The sequence below is a fragment of the Stenotrophomonas sp. STEN054 genome, assembly GCF_056854535.1.
The window spans coordinates 1-526 of record NZ_JBXFWG010000113.1; the positions used below are offsets into that span (position 1 = coordinate 1).

The 526-nt window shown below is 53.4% G+C and carries 1 rRNA gene; it reads right to left on the bottom strand.

The features are described 5' to 3' along the window. Positions 1-424: 424 nt before the first annotated feature. A 5S ribosomal RNA gene (rrf, locus tag AC1VXD_RS19850) occupies positions 425-526 on the bottom strand; the annotation flags it as partial.

The window sequence follows — 526 nt, forward strand, 5'->3', positions numbered from 1 at the left end:
TAATAGTTGCTTGATCAAACGTCTGCAAGATGGACAATCATCCTTCCTGCAGGCGCCTTCACAAGATACCTGCGCATACTTTCAAAGATCAGGGGAAGTGGCCTCAGCGCCATTCCCGTGTGCTGCGAAGTTTCCTTCGTAGCGAGCCGCCCATTATAGCCGGCTTTTCCGCTTCGTCAACACCTTTTTTTCAAGGCCGCCTCACCGGAGCGGACGTTGTTGCCGATGCTGCTTCGTCGTTGGACCCGAAGGTCTTTCGTCGTTGCGAGCCGCCTATTATGGCAGGCCTTTCAGCTTTGTCAACAACTTGTTGAAGGAACTTGAAGCTCTTCGTGAAGTTGTTGCTGCAAGTCCAGGTCAAAACCAGGTGCCTGCAAAAAAAGGAAAACCCCGTTGCTAAAGCAACGGGGTTCTCGGGTATAAACCCTGGCGATGACCTACTCTCGCATGGCTTGAGCCACACTACCATCGGCGCAGCTGCGTTTCACTTCCGAGTTCGGGATGGGATCGGGTGGTTCCACAGCGC